Raw genomic sequence first — 19,272 nt, forward strand, 5'->3', positions numbered from 1 at the left:
TTTATTTATTATGAATAAAATATACTACATCCTTTTAAGTTGTATTTTTAGTTTTCACGTTAAAGCTCAAAACACAACTATAATTTCAAACAGCCAAGAACCAGTTTCTTATGCTACTATTTCCTTTGGTAATGGTAACGGTTTATTTGCAGATGATGCAGGACAATTTTACTTCACAAAAAAACTATATAAAGATATCGATTCGTTATTTATATCGGCTATAGGTTTTAAAGATTTAAGATTAACAACAGATAGTTTACCAAAAACTATTGTTATGCATCCAAGTATAAATACGCTAGACGAAGTATTTTTAAGCAAACCAAAAGGAAAATTTAAAATAGAAAAAATAAAACCTACCGTTCACGAAGATTATTACAAATGTTGGCTACCAACAATAGAGAGCGAAATTGCAGTTTATTTTCCTAATAACAATCCTACAAAAACACAACGCTTATCCAGTTTGCAAATACCAATAAAAGTTGAAGCTAAAGATTGGGATAAACGAAAAAGAAAAACCTCAGAAAAAAGATCCTTTTCCACTCTATTTAAAGTTAATTTCTACGAAAACAATAACGGATTACCTGGAGATGTTTTAACCTACGATAAAATTGTATTTATTGCTAACGAAAAAAACGAGAAAATTTTAGAATTTAATGTTACCCAACACGATATTTACATGCCTAAAAAAGGTTTATTTATTTCGTTACAAGTATTAGGTTATACAGATAAAAACGGTAGACTTTTACCAAATAAAAAATATCAAGAAATTAAAACTACACGTGGTATTGTAAAAGTACCAACAACTTTTAGACCGCTATTACCTTTTACAGATGAGATTTCTGAAAAAAGAACCTTTGTTAAACGTGTATTTTTAAATGGTGGAGAATGGACACTTTTCGACAAACAAAACGTTGAAAAATCTAACTTACTAAAAGCTGGTTTAAACAATTATGGCTTAGGCATAAACTTAGAGGTTTATAAAGAATAATTAATACAAACACATCCATTTAACTAGCTATATTTTCTTCTTATAAAAATAAAAAAAACTGCTTGTGCATTCGTAATTAATTCTTATTTTTAATTTTATGACAGAAGTAGAAATTGAAAAAGAAAATGCACTTATAACAAAAGCTTATAAAAATCTTTTAAAGGTTAGTTATACATCACTGTCTGATGATGATAAAAAACTTATACGTAAAGCTTTTGAAGTAGCAGTAGACGCACATAAAGACCAACGCAGGAAAAGTGGTGAAGCCTACATATTTCACCCAATTGCTGTGGCAAGAATTGTTGCTTCAGAAATTGGATTAGACGCCACTTCTATTGCTGCAGCACTACTTCATGATGTTGTAGAAGACAGTGACGACTACACTGTTAAAGATATAGAAAAACTATTTGGCGAAACAGTTGCAAGAATTGTAGATGGTTTAACTAAAATTTCCTCTTTAAGCAAAGAAAAAGACATGGATGTGTCTCTTCAAGCTGAGAATTTTAGAAAAATGCTACTCACACTTAATGACGATGTACGTGTAATTATTATAAAAATTGCCGATAGACTTCATAACATGCAAACCATGGACTCCATGCGTCCTGATAAGCAAGAAAAAATTGCCAGCGAAACACTATATATTTATGCTCCTTTAGCCCACAGAATAGGATTATATAATATTAAAACAGAACTTGAAGATTTAAGTTTAAAATATACCGAGCCAGAAATTTATAACGATATTCTTCTTAAAACTAAAGAAAGTAAAGAAGAACAAGATGCTTATATAAAAGAATTTAATAATGTTATAAAAACATCTTTAGATAGAGAACATTTAAATTACGAAATAAAAGGACGACCAAAATCTATTTTTTCTATAAAACGAAAAATGGAAAAACAAGGCGTTGCCTATGAAGAAGTTTACGATAAGTTTGCCGTACGAATCATTTATAAATCCGATAAGGAAAATGAAAAATTCTTAGCTTGGAAAATATACTCGGTAGTAACAGATCACTTTAGACCAAATCCAACACGCTTACGAGATTGGATTTCTTCTCCAAAATCTACTGGTTACGAGGCGCTACACATTACAGTAATGGGCCCAAAAGGCCGTTGGGTAGAAGTACAAATTAGAAGTGAACGCATGAACGAAATTGCAGAAAAAGGTTATGCGGCTCACTATAAATACAAAAACAAAGACGACAAAGAAGATAATTTAGACATGTGGATTAATAGGCTTCAAGAAGCACTGGAAAATCACTCCACAAATGCCGTTGATTTTGTCGAGCAATTTAAACTCAACCTCTACTCTAAAGAAATATTTGTTTTTACACCAAAAGGAGATTTAAAATCGTTACCAAAAGGCGCGACACCTTTAGATTTTGCATTTAGTATACATACAGAAATTGGTATGAAAACACGAGGTGCAAAAGTAAATGGAAAGTTGGTGCCATTAAGTCACGAGTTAAACAGTGGTGATCAAGTCGATATTTTAACAAGCGAAAACATAAAACCCAATCCTAATTGGTTAGACTACGCAACAACATCACGAGCAAGAGGAAAAATAAAATCTCTATTACGAGAAGACGAAAAATTAATTGCCGAAGATGGTAAAGAAGTTTTACGAAGAAAATTAAAACAACTTAAAATTACGTTAGACGAAAAATCGATTAACGAAATGGTTAATTATTTTAAGTTAAAAACTAGTTTAGATTTATTTTATCGTGTTGGTATTGGTACCATAAGTAATACAATGCTTAAAGAATATGCTGCCTCGCGCAGTAATGCATTAGTTAGTTTTATAAAAAATAAAATAAGCAGAAAAAACTCAATATCTAAAGAAGAACTTGAAAAAGACGAAATTACAAGCAGCTACGACATGCTTGTTTTTGGTAAAGAAGAAGAAACTTTAGAATACATACTAGCAACTTGCTGTAATCCAATTCCGGGAGACGATGTTTTTGGATTTTTAACCATAAATGATGGTATAAAAGTGCATAAAAAAAATTGTCCAAATGCTTTAAGCATGCAATCTAACTATGCCTACAGAATTATGCTTGCAAAATGGATTGACTCTTCTAAACAAGAATATCATGCAAAAATTAATCTATCTGGCATAGATAATTTAGGTTTAGTAAACGATATTACTAAAATGATTTCAGAAAACATGCATGTAAACATGACTAGTATTAGTTTTCAAAGTAATCATGGTATTTTCTCTGGAAAAATTAATGTTAGTGTTAAAAACAAAACACTACTAAAAAAAGTAATGGATAATCTTAAAAAAATAAATGGTATAGAGAAAGTTTCAAGAGCTTAAAACCTACCTTGTTAATAACTGCTTAATAACACATTATTCTATATTAGAAAAACATAGAATAACCTCAAAAAAAAATGTAAATTTGTGACTTAGATTATGAGCGCAAATACAGACACAAAAAATCAAGAAATAGTTAAGAATGTTTTTACAACATTCTTAGAAGCTAACGGTCACAGAAAAACACCTGAACGCTACGCTATACTTCAAGAAATCTACAACAGCAAAGAGCATTTCGATATTGAATCTTTGTATTTAAAGATGAAAAACAAAAAGTATCGTGTTAGTCGAGCAACACTGTACAATACAATAGAATTACTATTAGATTGTGGTTTAGTACGTAAACACCAGTTTGGAAAAAACCAAGCACATTACGAAAAATCTTATTTCGATAAACAACACGATCATGTTATTTTAACAGATACAGGTGAAGTAATCGAGTTTTGCGATCCAAGAATTCAATCTATAAAAAAAACAATCGAAGAGGTTTTTGATATTGAAATCACAAACCACTCACTATATTTTTACGGTAACCGAAAAACAACTAAAAACAACTAACTACTATGGCAGTAGATTTACTACTAGGTTTACAATGGGGAGACGAAGGCAAAGGAAAAATTGTCGATGTATTAACCAAAAATTACAATATTATAGCACGATTTCAAGGTGGTCCAAATGCTGGACACACACTTAAATTCGATGGTATAAAACACGTTTTACGTACAATTCCTTCTGGAATTTTTCATAAAGACTCTATGAATATTATAGGAAATGGCGTTGTTGTCGATCCTGTAGTTTTTATTAAAGAATTAGAAGGATTAGATCAATTTAACATTGATTATAAATCTAAACTAATTGTATCGCGTAAAGCACACTTAATTTTACCAACACATCGTTTATTAGATGCGGCCAGTGAAGCCTCAAAAGGAAAAGCGAAAATTGGTTCTACATTAAAAGGTATTGGACCAACATATATGGACAAAACTGGTAGAAACGGTATTCGTGTTGGAGATTTAGAGATGCCAGACTGGAAAGAAAAATACAGAGCTCTAGCTAACAAGCATGAAGCAATGATTGAATTCTACAACGTAGACGTACAATACGATTTAGCAGAAATGGAAGTTGAATTTTTCGAATCTGTAGAACGTTTAAAAGAATTACAATTTATAGATAGCGAAGCCTATTTACACCAAGCTTTAAAAGATGATAAAACTATTTTAGCCGAAGGTGCTCAAGGTTCTCTTTTAGATATTGACTTTGGTACTTATCCTTTTGTAACGTCCTCTAACACTACAGCTGCTGGAGCTTGTACTGGTTTAGGAGTTGCACCAAACAAAATAAAAGAAGTATTTGGAATATTTAAAGCTTACACAACTCGTGTTGGTTCTGGACCATTTCCAACAGAACTTTTTGATGCCGATGGCGAAGAAATGGCAAGAGTTGGTCAAGAATTTGGTGCTGTAACAGGAAGAGCAAGACGTTGTGGCTGGTTAGATTTAGTAGCCTTAAAATATACATGTCGTGTAAATGGCGTAACACAATTAATGATGATGAAAAGTGATGTATTATCTGGCTTTAAAACCTTAAAAGTAGCTACAGCTTATAAATATAAAGGTGAAACTATAGAACATTTACCATTTAATATTGAACCAGAATATGTGGAACCAATTTATACAGAGTTTAAAGGTTGGAGTGAAGACTTAACAAAAATGACTAAATACTCGCAACTTCCAAAAGAACTTAACGATTATATAGATTTTCTTGAAAAAGAATTAGAAATTCCTATTTCAATTGTTTCTGTTGGACCAGATAGAAAACAAACTATTTTTAGAGATTAATTTTCTTATAAAATTATACTTAAAAAACCTATCTTCTTAAAATGATAGGTTTTTTTTATATCTTAGTTTAACTATTAAATTACTGAATGAATTTAGAAAATCTTAATTTCAATATTTTTAATATCCTTATTATTTCTGGAGTTATTCATGGTGTAATATTTAGTTTTTACGTTTTTGCCCAAGACAAAATAATAAAGAAAAGCACAATTTATTTAGCGTTAACCGTACTTTTTTTATCTTTAAGTAATTTTCAATATTGGTTAATTGATACTTCAATAACAAACCAATATATTTTCTTAAAATATATTTTTATTCCCTGGCACTGGTTAGTTTTACCAATGTTCTATTTATATGTGTATAAATTAACATGCAAAGAGAAAATAACTTTAGTAAAAAACGTACTATTATTTACACCATTTGTAATAGTACTTCTAGTCCATATACTAAATATTTATTATCGAATCTCTACAGATGATATTAATAAAATAAATTCACATTTTGAAAGAGGTATTTATGTTTACTTAGAATTCGCTTCTTTTATTTTCAATCTTTTACTTATGTTTTTATCACATAAAATGATTAAGCAGTATGAAAATAATTTGTCTTATGATATTAAATGGGTAAAAACTGAAACCAATTGGTTAAAAAAATTAATTTATTTAGGAATACTGGTTTGCATATGTTGGCTAATTGCTATTTCTATTATTACAATTCATAATATTAATAACACCTATTTTTTCTATCCTATGTGGATTGGCAACTCTATATTAGTCTATTGGATAGGTTATGCAGGGTTAGCAAAATCTAAACAATTAAAAGAACGTATTTTAATAAGAGAAAAAAGAATTAAAAAAATTAGTAGTGATAAAACAAAAAAAACTAAAACCTTTAAAAATTTAGAAGAAGAAATTATTAGTAGTAAATTATATTTAAATCCTAACTTAAATTTAAAGCTTCTTTCAAAACAACTAGATCTTAGTGAAGGATATATATCTCAACAAATTAATTCAAATTCAAAATTCAACTTTAACGATTATATAAATAATTTAAGAGTTGAAAAAGCAAAACAGTTTTTAAAAGATCCTTTATTTGATAATTATACCATTGTTGCAGTAGGTTTAGAATCAGGTTTTAATTCTAAATCTAGTTTTTATACTGCCTTCAAAAAATTTAGTAATAAAACTCCTGCTCAGTTTAAAAAAGATGTCCGAAATCTGTAGAATGTTACAGTTATAAGACTTCACTGGTATCTAATAATTTAGTTTTCTCTCAAAATTAACTGATATTATTTATTATGAAAAAATTCTTAATTCTACTTGCTTTATTTTATATCAATACTTCTAATTCTCAAAATTCAAAATTTGAAAACTGGAAAAACCACGAGATAGAAAAACACAAGAATTTAAAAGCGTTAGCGCATTATGTAAACGGTAAAAAAAAAGCAGAAATTTCCAAAGACACTCTATTTAACAAATATATTTATTTTGATTACGTGCTTAATGACACTCTTGTAGAAAGAAGAGAAAGAAGACTTGAAAGCTTCGACACAATCTTTTCTGCTTTTAGAAAACCAATTGATAGTTTGGGCATAGAGAATATAGATGCAAAACCAATTCGTTTTTTTAAAAATCATAAAATTTATGAGCCTTTTAAAGAAGAATTAGCAAAAGAAACTATTGGTGGAGAAAAAATGTATACAAAGGATGCTAACGTGTTTGCTTATTATAAAAAAAACGAACCCGAAAAACCATTGAAAGCATTATTGTTTGATCCAGACACAAATAAATTAGTTGCATGGATTATGATAAACCAAGGTGGCTATAGGTATTTTTTAACATTTAATCTTTTTTAACTAAACTTCCTTAGTATAAAAAAATATATAAAACCTATTTTCTGTAATGTAGATAGGTTTTTTGATATTAAAATTTTCCTAATAGATAATGCCAACTCATATTAATCATTATTTTTGCTCAAACACTAATTATAAGATGTTTAAAAAAATAATAATAGTATTTCTTTTAAGTTTAGTTTCTTTCAGCAGTTTTGCGCAACAACGTAAAAACATTGAAATTAAAGACTCTGGTGCTTTTGGTGAAATAGATGAAGAAAAATATCCAGGCGCAAGAATTCTAACACGTAGTGATGCCGGACAAGTACATGTTTACCATGATGGTATAGATATGTACTGCGACCAAGCCGTGCTATACGGTAGAGAAAATTTTGTTGAAGCCTACGGAAATGTAAAAATGGTACAAGGCGATACCATTACCATGGTTGCTAAATATGCCGAGTATAGTGGTAAAACACAATTAGCATTCGCCAAAGGAGATGTTGTTTTAACCGAACCTAGCTCCGTTTTAACTACCGATAAACTTTTTTTCGACCGTGCTAAACAAGAAGCTTTTTATAACGAAAACGGCAAAGTATTTAGAGATAGTTCTGGAACAATAACAAGTACTGTTGGAAGATATTACATGTCTCAAAAAAAATATCGCTTTTTAAACACTGTTAAATTAGTAAATCCAGAATACGTTTTAACTACCAACCAATTAGATTTCTTTTCGGAAACTGGACATGCTTACATGTATGGAGATTCTAAAATTGTAGGAGAAACAAGTACAGTTTATTGCGAACGTGGTTTTTATAACACAAATAATGACACTGGTTATTTTACAAAGAACTCGAGAATAGATTACGATAACCGTGTAGTAGTAGGTGATAGTATGTTTTTTGACAGGAATAAAGATTTTGCATCGGCTTCTAATAATATAATAATTACAGATACTATTAATAAAAGTATAATAAAAGGCCATTATGCCGAGGTATATAAGTCTAAAGATTCTGCATTTGTAACAAATCGAGCATTAGCAATTACAGTTCAAGAAAACGATTCTATATACATTCATTCCGACACCTTAATGGTTACTGGAAAAAAAAATAATAGAATTACAAGAGCCTTTAGAAATGCAAAATTGTACAAATCTGATGTTAGTGGAAAGTCTGATTCTATTCACGTTAATCACCAAACAGGTTTAACACAACTAATTAATTTATCTCGATTATCTTCAAAAGATGCATTTGCTGTAAAAAGAAGACCTATTCTTTGGAATATAAAAAACCAGATTACGGGTGATACTATTCATCTAAAATCTAATCCAGAAACCGAAAAAATAGATTCTCTAATTGTTTTTGAAAATGCTTTTATAATAAGTAAAGATACAATAAGCGAAGATTATTACAGCCAAATAAAAGGAAAACGCCTCATTGGTTTGTTTGATGATAAAAACCAAATGAAACAAGTAAATATCTTTAAAAATGCCGAGTCAATTTTTATTATTAGAAATGAAGATGATGAATTTGTAGGCTTAGACAAAGCACGATCTGCGAATATTGAAATGTATTTTGAAGATGGTGATATTAATATGTATAAACGTTTAATTTCTACAGAAGCAAACACCTATCCTGAAGACGATATTCCTAAAGGTGCCATGAGATTAAAAGACTTTGATTGGCGAGAAGAAGAAAGACCTTTAAGTGTAGAAGACTTATTTAAAGATGATCCGCCTTTAAATTTACCAGTAATAAAAGGCTTAGCTCCTGCAGTACCTGATGAAGAATTTTTTGATGAAGATTTATTAAACCGTGTAGATAAAGCAGACGAAGAAAGTAAACCTAAAGTTCGTTTTGGAGATTCGCGCGACGATGCTTCACAAAAAGCCTCAAGGCAAATACCTAAAAAGATTATTAAACAAGACACTGTAAAAAGTAATTTACCAAAACAAACCAGAGCTAAAGAATTAAAACCAGTTCTTGGTAAACCATTAGAATTAAAAGAAGAGGAATGAAAGAAAGTTTCTTTAAACATCAAGCACAAACCTCTCCACATCCTTTAGCAATGGAAATTTCTCATGCTAAAGGCTCTTATATTTACGACAAAAACAATAATGCCTATTTAGATTTTGTTGCAGGTGTTTCGGCTTGTCCTTTAGGTCATTCACACCCTAAAGTTGTTTCAGCTATAAAAAAACAAGTAGATAACTATTTACACGTTATGGTTTATGGAGAATACATCCAGAAACCAGCTGTAGAATTATGTAAGCTATTTGCAAAACACCTTCCAAATTCTTTAGAAAAAACATATTTAGTAAACTCTGGAACCGAAGCTATTGAAGGCGCTTTAAAACTTGCCAGAAGAGCAACAGGAAGAAGCCAGATTATTGCTGCGCATAATGCTTACCACGGTAATACTATGGGCTCACTAAGTTTAATGGATTTTGAAGAACGTAAAGCTCCTTTTAGACCTTTACTTCCAGAAATTAGCCATATAACATATAATTATGAGCCACACTTAAAACACATTACCACAAAAACAGCCGCTGTAATTTTAGAAACTATTCAAGGTGGCGCTGGTTTTATAGAACCAAAAAACAATTATTTACAAAAAGTAAAAAAACGTTGTAAAGAGGTTGGAGCGCTTTTAATATTAGACGATATACAGCCTGGAATTGGGAGAACTGGAAAACTATCAGGTTTTGAAAATTACAATTGTATTCCAGATATTTTAGTAACAGGTAAAGGCCTTGGAGGAGGCTTACCTATTGGAGCATTTACAGCTTCGTCAAAATTAATGGATACTCTACAAGACAATCCTAAATTAGGACATATAACCACTTTTGGCGGTAATCCAGTTATTGCTGCTGCTGCGTTAGCAACATTAAAAGAAATTACAGAAAGTGACTTAATGTCTCAAGCCTTAGAAAAAGAACAATTAATTAGAAAGCACTTAAAACATTCGCTAATTAAAGAAATAAGAGGAAAAGGTTTAATGTTAGCTGCTATTTTACCAACTGCAGAAATAGCTAATCAACTTATTTTAAAGGCACAAGATAAAGGTTTAATATTATTTTGGTTATTGTTTGAACCTAAAGCAGTACGTATCACTCCACCACTCACTATCTCTAACGATGAAATAATAAAAGGCTGTGGCATTATTATTGAAGTATTAAACAAAATACAACTTAAATAAACAAGCTTAACACATTAAAAGCCAGTGTTTTTAATATAAGACAACAACAAGTATTTTGCTTTTGTTGATTACTTTGTTAAAAACATTTACTTGTAACATCATAAAATTAGAGCTTTGAGCGTTACATTTATTATATAGAAATGCTAAATTAATGCCTATGGATTTTAGCCAAGAAGAAGAAAATAATAACGTATCGCTTATTAAATTTGAGTCTATGCTTAAAACAAATAATGTTTTGTTTTTCGACTCAAATGAATTTGAAAATATTATTCATCATTACCTTAATCAAGGTAAAGTAGCTTTAGCTAAAAAAGCAATTAAATTAGGCTTAGAGCAGCATCCAAGCTCAACAAATTTAAAACTCTTTAAAGTTGAAATTTTTGTTTTTGAAAATGAACTTGCTAAAGCTAATTCATTATTAAATGAATTGTATGTTCTTGAACCTTCCAATGAAGAAATTTATATTCAGAAAGCAAATATACTTTCTAAAGAAGATAAGCACGAGGAAGCTATTGATATTTTAAATCGTGCATTAGACCTTGCAGACGATACTTCAGATTTACACTCTCTTATTGGTATGGAATACCTATTTTTAGACAAATTCGATATGGCAAGAGACAGTTTTATGCGTTGTTTAGAAGCAAATCCTGATGATTATGCCTCTCTTTATAACATTATATATTGTTTTGACTTTTTAGATAAAAATAACGAAGCTATAGAGTATCTTAATATATATTTAGATAAAAATCCTTATTGTGAAGTTGCATGGCATCAACTTGGGCGTCAATATTTTGAATTAAAAGATTATGAAAAAGCATTAAGCGCATATGATTTTGCAATTATATCAGACGATACTTTTATTGGTGCTTATTTAGAGAAAGGAAAAGTTTTAGAAAAACTAAAAATGTATAACGAAGCTATAGAGAACTACAGCATTACACTTTCTCTTGAAGACCCTACATCTTTCGCTTTACTTAGAATTGGAAATTGTCACGAAAAATTAGGAAACAACGATTTAGCAGTACATTATTATTATAAAACAGTACATGAAGATCCTCTTTTAGACAAAGGTTGGATTGCTATAACCAAATTTTATTGTAAAAATAAAAATTACCAAAAAGCTTTATACTATATTAATAAAGCTATAAATATTGATGGTGAAAATGTATTGTACTGGAAATATTATGCCAAAATAAACCATAGATTAAACTTTCTTGAAGAAGCTGAGCGTGGTTACAAACGTGCTTTAGAGTTAGGTAATTACGAACTAGAAACTTGGTTAATAAGAGCAGATATTTTAACTCAATTAGGCGAACCTGAAGCTGCAACGTTTAATTTAATTCAAGCTACAGAATTCTATCCAGAAAATGCAGAAATAGAATTTAGGTTAGCAGGTTTAAATTTTACATTATTAGAATTTGAAAAAGCAACTTTCCATTTAAAAAATGCAATGCGTTTTGATGCTGAGCAGGTTATTATTTTAGAAGAATTATTTCCAGAAGTTTTTGAGTCTTTATTAGCTAAAAAAATTATTAATTTATAAACACTTTAAAACGATTTAACTTTATCTTCTATTAAAATGAGATAGTTAAGCGTTTTTTTATAATCCTTTTTAACTAACGCAACTTTATATATAAATTAATAAAAGAGCTGGTAGTATTTACCTTTTTTTATCTACTCTAAATCCCAGAATTTTAGACAAAAAAAAGTCTCTCAAATTATTGAGAGACTTTAGAGCCGATGGAGGGACTCGAACCCACGACCTGCTGATTACAAATCAGCTGCTCTAGCCAGCTGAGCTACATCGGCAAAGCGAGTGCAAATATAAATTTGTAAATGATATTTGCAAACTTTTTTTTAAACTTTTTACAATTTATTTATTCTTTCTATTAATTCGCGACCCTTAGTCTCTAATTCTAAGTTAATTGACTTAAAGTGTGCTTTTTTATTTTCTACGTCTTTTGCATTAACTTTTGCAATTAATTCATCAAAAATAATAATTGCATCGTCAATAATAACTTCGCTTTTTTTAGTTTCCTTATCTGGGTTAGTGTATTCCCAAACATAAACTGCTTCAATAATATCACCTAATACATAGTTAATGTCTTTTTTTAGGTCTCTTTTATTTGCCATAATTTTAAATTTATTTGAGCTACAAAAATAGAGAATAAATTTGGAATAAATGATCGAAAATAATGAACTGTTATATATTAAATATAAATTTCTAACAGCTCTGCAGATTCTGCTATAATTTGAAAAGTATTAATTACCGCAGGAATAAGTATTGTTTCTCCTTTTTTTATTATTTCGGTACTATACTCTGTTTTAATAGAGGCTTCTCCATCTACGCACATATATATAATAAAGGAATCAAAAGTATTTTCTTTTGTAATAGTATTTGTTTCTAAAGCCAAATAATTAGTAATAAAAAAAGGACAAGTTACTAGTTTATTAGTTTGATTTTTATTCTTGAAGTAATCAATTTTAAAGTTGTCTTTATAATCAAAATTTATTGCTTCAAGTGCTAAATCGTTATGCAGTTCTCTAGTGTTACCTTTAGCGTCTACTCTGTCCCAATCGTAAACACGGTATGTAATATCGCTAGTTTGTTGTATTTCGGCAAGCATTACTCCTGCTCCAATGGCATGTACCAAACCAACATCTATAAAATAAGAATCTCCTTTTTTTACTTTATTAAAATTTAAAATTTCTGGAAGTGTTTTATTATTTAAATGCTTTAAATATTTTTCTGATGTCATTTTTTCATTAAAGCCTACTATTAAATTTGCTTCTTCGTCGGCTTCTAAAACATACCACATTTCAGTTTTACCAAATGAATTGTGACGTTGAGCAGCTAATTTATTATTGGGATGTAGCTGTATTGATAAATCTTCTTTTGCATCTATAAATTTAATTAATAAAGGAAATTTAGTACCAAAGGATTTATAATTTTTTTCTCCTATTAAATCATCTTTATATTCCGCTAAAAGGCTGTTAAGAGTGTTGCCTTTAAGTTGGCCATTAGCAACTACCGAAACATCGTTTTCTACAGCACTAATTTCCCAACTTTCTCCTACATTAAGAAGATTTGTTTTTTTATTTAAAACTGATTTTAATTTGTTTCCTCCCCAAATTTTTTCTTTAAAAATAGGTTGAAACTTTATTGGATATAACTTTACTTTTGTCATACTAACCTGAATAGCTTACAAAGTTACGTGGCGTTTCGTACAAAGTAATTTCTAAATCTAAATGAGAAGGTAATTTAGGTTTTATTTTATTATAAATTACAATGGCAATATTTTCTGCTGTTGGATTTAATGCTTTAAATTCTGGGACATCTAAATTTAAATTTTTATGATCGAAAGCTATTTCAACTTCACTTTCTATAATTTCTTTTAATAATTTTAAATCGATTACATATCCCGTTTCTGTATCTATTTCTCCGGTAACACTAACTATTAAATCGTAATTATGACCATGATAATTGGGGTTATTGCATTTACCAAAAATTAAATCATTTTTTTCATCACTCCAATCTTTTCTGTAAAGTCTGTGAGCCGCATTAAAATGTGCTTTTCTACTAACTGTTACTCTCATCTGCAATGTTTAAAAATTTATAAAATTTATCGAAAATAATTTTAAACCAAGCTGTATATAGTTCCGGCTGTTTTTTTATATCTCTTTTTACATCCTCAAGAGACATCCATTTCCAGGCCTCTACTTCGTCTTTATTTATTTTTGGTAAACCATTATAGTGCCCAACCATAATATGGTCTAATTCATGCTCTGTTAGACCGTTATCAAAAGGTGCCTTGTATATAAAAGATGTTTTCTCTATTAATGGAGTTACAAAACCCATTTCTTCTTGTAAACGTCTTTTTCCTGCTTCTAAGTTTGTTTCTCCTACTCTTTGATGACTACAACATGTATTAGTCCATAGACCTGGTGTATGATATTTACTTAATGCACGTTGCTGGAGCATTAATTCGTTTTTATCATTAAAAATAAAAACTGAAAAAGCACGATGCAATAGCGCTTTTTCATGTGCTTCCATTTTTGGCATTAAACCAATTTGCTCATCTTTTTCGTTTACTAAAATTACTTGTTCTTCTGCCATGTGTATTATTGAAGTGGACAAATTTACAAAATAGGAATTTAAATTAATTCCTTTTAAGTCTAAATTAAGAGATTATGTCTTTGTTTAAACAGTATATAAAACAAAAAAAGCACCTTATAAATAAGGTGCTTTTTTTAAAATTGATTATTTAGTTTATAAGTATTACTAAATTAATTTTTAGTTACTATAAACATACTTCGTCTGTTTTGTTGGTGTTCTTCTTCACTACATTCTACTCCGTCTGAACAACGGTTTGTAAGTTGTGATTCTCCATAGCCTCTACCTGTAATTCTACTAGCTGATATTCCTCCTCTTTGTATAATCCAGTTTTTAGTAGAAACATTTCTTCTATTTGATAATGCTTGGTTATATTCATTAGATGCTCTTGAATCTGTATGAGATTGAACGTCTATGCTAACAGATGGATACTGTTTTAGGTAGTTTATAACTTTTTCTAACTCTATTTGAGCATCTGGCCTTATATTAGATTTATCGAAATTAAAATAAATTGGATTTAGGTCTAATAGTTCGAATAAATCTACTCCAACAGTTGCCGGCTCCTCTATTACAGTTTTAGGTGTTAAATTAAGTTTTAAAGCTATGTCAAGTCTAATTTCTGGATCTATGGTATAGATTATTTCTTCAGAATCGTATCCTTCTTTACTTGCTACAGCTCTAAAATTACCTTTTTTACAATCTGTATTGTAACTAAAAGCACCATTAACATCTGTTGTAAAACGATATACTTTTTCTTTACTATCGTTATAAATTATTACATTGGCATTTGGAATAACAATGTTTGTGTTTTTATCTACAACAGTTCCTGCTACTAATTGATTACAAATTTCTCTTTGAAATTTATATATATCATCGTCTCCTTTACCATTATATCTGTTAGATGTTAAATATCCAGTGTTTGTAAATTCATCAATAATAAATTCGAAATCATCACGTGGACTATTTACTGGTTTTCCTAAATTTTGTATTTGTTCTATATTACTAGTGATATTAGCATAAAAGATATCTAAACCTCCTAATCCTTGGTGCCCATCTGAAGAGAAATATAATGTTCCGTTATTACTAACATATGGGAAATTTTCACGCCCTTCTGTATTAATTACATCTCCAAGATTTGTTGGTTCTCCATAACTACCATCTTCTAAAATGTCTACTACAAATATATCTGACTTTCCTTTTGTTCCAGGCATATCTGATGCGAAGTATAGTTTTTTATTATCTAAACTTAAAGCAGGATGCGCAACGTTATATTCATCGTTATTAAAAGGTAAAGACGTTACATTTGTCCATTTTCCCTCATCATTTAAGGTAGCTTTATAAATTTTTAATCCTACAACTTTATCACTACTTTTTCTTTTTTTACCATTAATGTAATTATTTCTGGTAAAATACATTGTCTTTCCATCACTCGTGAACGATGTAGAGGATTCGTGAAATTTCGTATTAATTTTCTCTCCTAATCGTTTAGGCTTATCATCACCTGTTTTAACGTAAAACAAATCTAAAAATGGTTGTTCGTTCCATTTGTAAAGTTTTCCTTCTCCTCTAGAAGAAGCAAAAACAATTCCGTCGTTATAAAAAGAGGTTCCAAAGTCTGAAAAACGAGAGTTTATATCTAAATTTTCTATTGTAAAATTACCAGATAACTTATCTATTGTAGTTAAATAGTCTGGTGATTCCATAAACTTTATAGATCTAGAGTCATTAGGTTTTAAAACTGCAAATCTTTTTAAATATTTATTAGCATCTTCATACTTACCAGTAGCCTTAAGTGCCATTGCATATCTGTAATAATATTCGAAATCTACAGCTGTATTTTGAGCTAATAATTCGCCATACCATTTAGCAGCTTCTTCCATTTCAACATTGAAGTAGTATGCATTAGCAAGTTTTGCCATTACTTCCGGACTATTATCTCCAGATTTAACTGCTTTATTTAGGTCTCTAATAACTTCTTTATATTTTAAGTTATTATATTCCTTATCCACACCTGTAATTGTTTTTCCTTCCTCTTGAGAAAAACTTATACTAAAAGTGAAGGCAAAAATTGTAAGTAGTATATATATTCTATTTTTCATAATTATATATTTCTAAAATTAGAAGAATCTTGGTGATAGTATTTTTTGGTTTTGGAAAATCTCATATCTTAAGAATACTTCGTAAGAACCTTGTTCAAATTGAGTTTTACCTAAATCTGTAGTTTCTCTATCGTAACCTACGCCTAACATTAAACCATCTGTTAATTGATATCCTACTAAAGCACTTACCGCCGCACTCCATCTATAAGCTAAACCAAGCGTTAATTTTTCTTTTAATAATGCATTAACAGTTAAATCTGCTTGCAATGGAGCTCCTGCAACTCCCTTAAACAGAATAGCCGGTTTTAATTTTAGATCTTGATTAATGTCAAAAACATAACCACCTATTAAATATAAGTTAATGTTTTCTTTTGCTACAGATAATGCTGATTCATCGAAATGTTTAGTTTCTAATAAATTTGGAGCCGATAAACCTACATACCATCTGTCTGATTGTCTATAGTAAATTCCTGCACCTACATTTGGAGAGAATCTATTTTCAATATCTGATTGTAATAATGGATCTCCACCATTAAATTGACTTAACTCTGAATAAGCGACATCTAACAAATGACCTCCAGCTTTTACACCAAAAGATAATCTTCCTTCATCTGAAGTGTTAACAGTATATGAGAAATCAATATCGAAATAAGTTTCGTGTGTTGGACCAATATTATCGTTTATAATTGATAATCCTAAACCTACCTTTTCACTATCACCAATTGGAGAGTGAATATTAAAGGTTTGTGTATCTGGTGCTCCATCAAGCCCTACCCATTGTGTTCTATATAGTCCTGCTATACTAATTACGTCTCGAGAACCTGCATAAGCTGGATTAATACTCATTGTATTATACATGTACTGAGTATACTGCGCATCTTGTTGCGCAACACTTTCTGCAGCAAATGTAATACTAAAAAGAATTACTAAAATTAATATTCTATTTTTCATTATAAAGAGGTATAATTTAATTTTGAAGGCAGAATTACTCTGCCTTCATTATTTAGTTTAATTAACGTTGAATGTATAAGTAACCAGCTTTAGATTTCTCTTCGACACCATTATTATAATTTATGATATAATAATATGTACCTACTGGTAATTGTTCTTTTTGCTTGATTGTTACTCTACCTTCAGATTCGCCTTTAAAATACTTACCATTTTGCCCATAACCTTGAGTTTCATAAACTAAAACTCCCCATCTGTTATAAATTTCTACAGTGTTGTCTGGGAATAATTCGATGTTTTTTATAACGAAAACATCATTATCATTATCTCCGTTAGGCGTTACTGCATTAAAGACTTCAATATCTCCTATTACTTGACCATTATCTACCTCTAAATAATCTGGTAGTCCGTCTCCATCACTATCTGCAGCATCATCACCAAACCCAATTCCGTTTCCGTTAGCATCTGGGTTTTCATCTGCAGTTGGTATTCCATCTCCATCATCATCAGTATCTAAATAATCTGGAGTTCCATCATTATCTGTATCATTATCAGTAGGGTCATCATTTCCTGTAGAATCTACTTCTCCATCAGAAATATCGACATCTGCATAATCTTCATTAATGGTTAATATACCATCATTATCATCATCTGTATCTAACCAGTTTGGTGTTCCATCGTCATCTGTATCATTTAATGGGAATTCAATACCGTTGATTACGTTATCATTATCACAATCACCATTAAAGAATTCTGCAGATTGAGGTAACGTAACACTATCTGTTAAGAAACTACAATTCTCAAATATATCTGTACCGTCAATTTCCTCATCTCCATTTGTTACACCGTCTCCATCACAATCAGATGATAAATAAGGTTCTGCTGTAACTACTGTAATATTAGCAGCGTCAAAATCACAAGGATTATCAACTCCTGTTCCATCTAAAATCTCTTGACAATCTGTTACACCATCTCCATCTGTATCTATAACTGATGCTCCAAACGGATCACATGGATCATTAGGATCAGATATTCCATCTCCAAAATCGTTTGGATCTAATGGTGTTGATGGATCATCAATTCCAGTAGTTTCCTCACAATCTGTTAAACCATCTCCATCAGTATCAACTGTTGACGAACAAGCATTTACCGTTACTGTTACTGTTGCTGTATCACAATTTTGTGGTGTTGCTGTATCACAAACTGTGTAATCAAATGTATCGGTTCCTGTAAATCCTGCATCTGGTGTGTAAGTTACAACATCATCACTTGGATCGTTTGGCGTGTTGTTTGGATCTATAATTACAACGGTTCCGTTTGCTGGATCGGTTGCACTGATTGTTCCATCGGTTGGAATATCATTATCGTTATCAAACACGTCTACAATTATTGGTGTATTTATATCCGTACTTACCATATCATCTTCTGTGTCTACAACTGGATCCACTGTTACCGTTACCGTTGCTGTTTCACAATTCTGTGGTGTTGCTGTATCACAAACTGTATAATCAAATGTATCTGTCCCACTAAAATCTGGATCTGGTGTGTAAGTTACTACATCATCACTTGGATCATTTGGTGTGTTGTTTGGATCGGTAATAACAACGGTTCCGTTTGCTGGATCTGTTGCTGTGATGGTTCCGTCTGTTGGAATATCATCATCATTATCAAACACGTCTACAACTACTGGTGTATCTTCGTTTGTACTTACTGTATCATCTTCTAAATCTGATAGTGGTGTTACAGTAACGGTTACCGTTGCTGTTGACTCGTCTCCATCTGAATCTGTTATTGTGTAATCGAATGTATCGGTTCCATTGAAATCTGCAGCTGGTGTGTACAAGATTGTATCATCTGTTGGATCTGCTGGTGTTCCATTATCGTCTACTGATACTGTTCCGCCTTCTGTGGTTGTTCCACTTGGTAATGTAATGGCTCCTGCATT

General features: G+C 30.4%; 16 protein-coding genes and 1 tRNA gene. 9 read left to right on the forward strand and 8 right to left on the reverse strand.

The genetic code is table 11. The features are described from left to right. The first annotated feature begins 10 nt into the window (after window positions 1-10). The 9 genes from CLV86_RS08150 to CLV86_RS08190 all read left to right on the forward strand — a co-directional run bounded on the left by CLV86_RS08150 (window position 11) and on the right by CLV86_RS08190 (window position 11,709). Window positions 11-988, forward strand: a complete 978-nt coding sequence (locus CLV86_RS08150; RefSeq protein ID WP_121051500.1) for a peptidase associated/transthyretin-like domain-containing protein — start codon at window positions 11-13, stop codon at window positions 986-988. 97 nt (window positions 989-1,085) lie between these two features. Next, window positions 1,086-3,305: a RelA/SpoT family protein gene (locus tag CLV86_RS08155; RefSeq protein WP_076733779.1), complete on the forward strand. Its 2,220-nt coding sequence runs from the start codon at window positions 1,086-1,088 to the stop codon at window positions 3,303-3,305. A gap of 96 nt (window positions 3,306-3,401) precedes the next feature. Then, complete coding sequence (locus CLV86_RS08160; RefSeq protein WP_076733780.1) at window positions 3,402-3,860, forward strand: Fur family transcriptional regulator; 459 nt, start codon at window positions 3,402-3,404, stop codon at window positions 3,858-3,860. Between the two features lie 5 nt (window positions 3,861-3,865). After that, a complete protein-coding gene (locus tag CLV86_RS08165) occupies window positions 3,866-5,140 on the forward strand; it encodes an adenylosuccinate synthase (protein ID WP_121051502.1) in 1,275 nt (424 codons plus the stop codon). A gap of 86 nt (window positions 5,141-5,226) precedes the next feature. Then, complete coding sequence (locus tag CLV86_RS08170) at window positions 5,227-6,360, forward strand: helix-turn-helix domain-containing protein (RefSeq protein WP_121051504.1); 1,134 nt, start codon at window positions 5,227-5,229, stop codon at window positions 6,358-6,360. Between the two features lie 74 nt (window positions 6,361-6,434). Further along, a complete protein-coding gene (locus CLV86_RS08175; protein WP_121051506.1) occupies window positions 6,435-6,992 on the forward strand; it encodes a hypothetical protein in 558 nt (185 codons plus the stop codon). A 136-nt stretch (window positions 6,993-7,128) separates the two neighbouring features. Next, on the forward strand, window positions 7,129-8,985 hold the full coding sequence (locus tag CLV86_RS08180; RefSeq protein WP_121051508.1) for an OstA-like protein: 1,857 nt from the start codon (window positions 7,129-7,131) through the stop codon (window positions 8,983-8,985). Then, window positions 8,982-10,166 (forward strand): aspartate aminotransferase family protein, encoded by a 1,185-nt coding sequence (locus CLV86_RS08185; protein ID WP_121051510.1) that lies wholly within the window; start codon window positions 8,982-8,984, stop codon window positions 10,164-10,166. Before CLV86_RS08180 ends, CLV86_RS08185 begins: the two co-directional genes overlap by 4 nt. A gap of 157 nt (window positions 10,167-10,323) precedes the next feature. Further along, entirely contained in the window at window positions 10,324-11,709 is a 1,386-nt protein-coding gene (locus CLV86_RS08190; RefSeq protein WP_076734422.1) for a tetratricopeptide repeat protein, read from the forward strand. A 192-nt stretch (window positions 11,710-11,901) separates the two neighbouring features. Here CLV86_RS08190 and CLV86_RS08195 read toward each other — a convergent pair. The 8 genes from CLV86_RS08195 to CLV86_RS08230 form a co-directional block, all read right to left on the reverse strand. Further along, window positions 11,902-11,975: transfer RNA gene (locus tag CLV86_RS08195), tRNA-Thr, on the reverse strand. Window positions 11,976-12,032: 57 nt separating this feature from the next. Further along, a complete protein-coding gene (locus CLV86_RS08200; RefSeq protein ID WP_076733787.1) occupies window positions 12,033-12,299 on the reverse strand; it encodes a hypothetical protein in 267 nt (88 codons plus the stop codon). Between the two features lie 77 nt (window positions 12,300-12,376). Continuing rightward, entirely contained in the window at window positions 12,377-13,354 is a 978-nt protein-coding gene (locus CLV86_RS08205) for a type I phosphomannose isomerase catalytic subunit (RefSeq protein ID WP_121051512.1), read from the reverse strand. 1 nt (window position 13,355) lies between these two features. Further along, a complete protein-coding gene (locus CLV86_RS08210) occupies window positions 13,356-13,763 on the reverse strand; it encodes a 6-pyruvoyl trahydropterin synthase family protein (RefSeq protein WP_076733789.1) in 408 nt (135 codons plus the stop codon). After that, window positions 13,747-14,283, reverse strand: coding sequence for an isopentenyl-diphosphate Delta-isomerase (gene idi / locus CLV86_RS08215; RefSeq protein ID WP_076733790.1), 537 nt, complete (start codon window positions 14,281-14,283; stop codon window positions 13,747-13,749). Before idi ends, CLV86_RS08210 begins: the two co-directional genes overlap by 17 nt. Window positions 14,284-14,453: 170 nt before the next feature. After that, window positions 14,454-16,379 (reverse strand): OmpA family protein, encoded by a 1,926-nt coding sequence (locus CLV86_RS08220; RefSeq protein ID WP_076733791.1) that lies wholly within the window; start codon window positions 16,377-16,379, stop codon window positions 14,454-14,456. 18 nt (window positions 16,380-16,397) lie between these two features. Next, window positions 16,398-17,330: a PorP/SprF family type IX secretion system membrane protein gene (locus CLV86_RS08225; protein ID WP_076733792.1), complete on the reverse strand. Its 933-nt coding sequence runs from the start codon at window positions 17,328-17,330 to the stop codon at window positions 16,398-16,400. A 61-nt stretch (window positions 17,331-17,391) separates the two neighbouring features. Beyond that, a partial coding sequence (locus CLV86_RS08230) for an Ig-like domain-containing protein (RefSeq protein WP_147427021.1) occupies window positions 17,392-19,272 on the reverse strand: 1,881 nt, incomplete at its 5' end.

This window comes from Lacinutrix venerupis (genome assembly GCF_003663945.1).
GTDB classification, from domain to species: Bacteria; Bacteroidota; Bacteroidia; order Flavobacteriales; family Flavobacteriaceae; genus Lacinutrix; species Lacinutrix venerupis.

What these genes read in the sequence shown, in the direction of transcription:
- CLV86_RS08150 (WP_121051500.1), top strand. Translation starts at nt 11, where the DNA reads ATGAATAAAATATACTACATCCTTTTAAGTTGTATTTTTAGTTTTCAC.
- CLV86_RS08155 (WP_076733779.1), top strand. Translation starts at nt 1,086, where the DNA reads ATGACAGAAGTAGAAATTGAAAAAGAAAATGCACTTATAACAAAAGCT.
- CLV86_RS08160 (WP_076733780.1), top strand. Translation starts at nt 3,402, where the DNA reads ATGAGCGCAAATACAGACACAAAAAATCAAGAAATAGTTAAGAATGTT.
- CLV86_RS08165 (WP_121051502.1), top strand. Translation starts at nt 3,866, where the DNA reads ATGGCAGTAGATTTACTACTAGGTTTACAATGGGGAGACGAAGGCAAA.
- CLV86_RS08170 (WP_121051504.1), top strand. Translation starts at nt 5,227, where the DNA reads ATGAATTTAGAAAATCTTAATTTCAATATTTTTAATATCCTTATTATT.
- CLV86_RS08175 (WP_121051506.1), top strand. Translation starts at nt 6,435, where the DNA reads ATGAAAAAATTCTTAATTCTACTTGCTTTATTTTATATCAATACTTCT.
- CLV86_RS08180 (WP_121051508.1), top strand. Translation starts at nt 7,129, where the DNA reads ATGTTTAAAAAAATAATAATAGTATTTCTTTTAAGTTTAGTTTCTTTC.
- CLV86_RS08185 (WP_121051510.1), top strand. Translation starts at nt 8,982, where the DNA reads ATGAAAGAAAGTTTCTTTAAACATCAAGCACAAACCTCTCCACATCCT.
- CLV86_RS08190 (WP_076734422.1), top strand. Translation starts at nt 10,324, where the DNA reads ATGGATTTTAGCCAAGAAGAAGAAAATAATAACGTATCGCTTATTAAA.
- CLV86_RS08200 (WP_076733787.1), bottom strand. Translation starts at nt 12,299, where the DNA reads ATGGCAAATAAAAGAGACCTAAAAAAAGACATTAACTATGTATTAGGT.
- CLV86_RS08205 (WP_121051512.1), bottom strand. Translation starts at nt 13,354, where the DNA reads ATGACAAAAGTAAAGTTATATCCAATAAAGTTTCAACCTATTTTTAAA.
- CLV86_RS08210 (WP_076733789.1), bottom strand. Translation starts at nt 13,763, where the DNA reads ATGAGAGTAACAGTTAGTAGAAAAGCACATTTTAATGCGGCTCACAGA.
- idi (WP_076733790.1), bottom strand. Translation starts at nt 14,283, where the DNA reads ATGGCAGAAGAACAAGTAATTTTAGTAAACGAAAAAGATGAGCAAATT.
- CLV86_RS08220 (WP_076733791.1), bottom strand. Translation starts at nt 16,379, where the DNA reads ATGAAAAATAGAATATATATACTACTTACAATTTTTGCCTTCACTTTT.
- CLV86_RS08225 (WP_076733792.1), bottom strand. Translation starts at nt 17,330, where the DNA reads ATGAAAAATAGAATATTAATTTTAGTAATTCTTTTTAGTATTACATTT.